The following is a 1171-nucleotide window of genomic DNA, read 5'->3' as shown; positions in this document are numbered from 1 at the left end:
TAACATGCCTCGCCGAGATACTGGATCTTTGGAATCTCATTCATTTGATGACCTCCGGATCGTTAATATCATCAGAAAGCAACCAGGCATCTCAACCAAAAAATGGAAGGCGAGTCCTTACAGCTTCCTTTTCGCTATCGTCGGCAACGAAAAGCCATAGAGCAGCGGTGAACAATGCGGAGTATGCGAGACCCCACACGCAAAAGGTGAGCCAACTCTCTACCTTCAAAATGGCAGAGATTAGCAAGCAGGCAACCGTGACAAGCGCAGAAGAGCCCAAAACAGGCAAATTGCGCCGCCAGAAGTAGCCGATATCTAAGCCGATGCGGTAGTGGTAATACCAGTTCATAAATAGACCGTTGCCAAGAGAGATAGATGTGATGTAGCCAATGGCGGGCGCCCAGCATTGCAACACCGGCGACATAGCCCAAGTGAATACAACATTGAAAAGGGCCATGATCAGCATTACTACACTCCGTGCCCTGTGTCGGTTCTTAGCCCGTTGAATCTCGATGCCAGTGTTCTGTGTTAGTGGAAGAACAAGCGGTAATGCCATAGCAAGAATTAGCCGATAGGACTCCATAAAACCTTCGCCAGCCCAATTTGCAACGAAGAATCTTCCCAAAAGAGCAAAGCCACCATAGACCCAACAAAAGACCACCATCTGATACCTACCGACAGTAGCCATAAGCGCCGTCAACTCCACGTTGTCATCAGACGCAGCCACGATTCTATTGATCTTCGGAACAAAGACATTGGATAAAGCCGTAGAGAGCGAAACAAAGACATTGCGTACCTGAACAGCAACGGCAAACACTGCAACGATGCTGGCGCTTGTGAGAGCGCCCAATAGCATGTTAGGAACGCTTTGGTTTACAAGATCACATACCTGGTTGGCAAAGAGCCACCCACTAAAGGCAACTAAAGCACGAAATAAAACCCAGTCAAAATGCCCGAGATTGAATCGCATTCCCAGCCTGCGCACGGCGAAGCGAGCATTCAATGCCAGAAGCACGAACGACACCGGGAGCTGAGCTAAGGCAACGCCCACTGCTCCCATGCCGAAAACAAGCAACAAGAAAGCAAGGAATGGAGTAGCAAGCGAAGTGAACAGCTGGCGAAACTGTTGGAAAACAAGTCGTTCGCGAGCAAGGATATAAGAATCAAACAC

General features: G+C 49.0%; 1 protein-coding gene. It reads right to left on the bottom strand.

Features of this window, described 5'->3' with window-relative positions; all coding sequences use genetic code 11:
• Nucleotides 1-91: 91 nt before the first annotated feature.
• A partial coding sequence (locus tag JX283_RS08335) for a lipopolysaccharide biosynthesis protein (protein ID WP_204830162.1) occupies nucleotides 92-1171 on the bottom strand: 1080 nt, incomplete at its 5' end.

Source organism: Olsenella sp. CU969, assembly GCF_905219715.1.
Lineage (GTDB): Bacteria > Actinomycetota > Coriobacteriia > Coriobacteriales > Atopobiaceae > Granulimonas > Granulimonas faecalis.
Note: the sequence above shows the minus strand (reverse complement) of the source record. Positions and strands in the feature narration are given on the sequence as shown.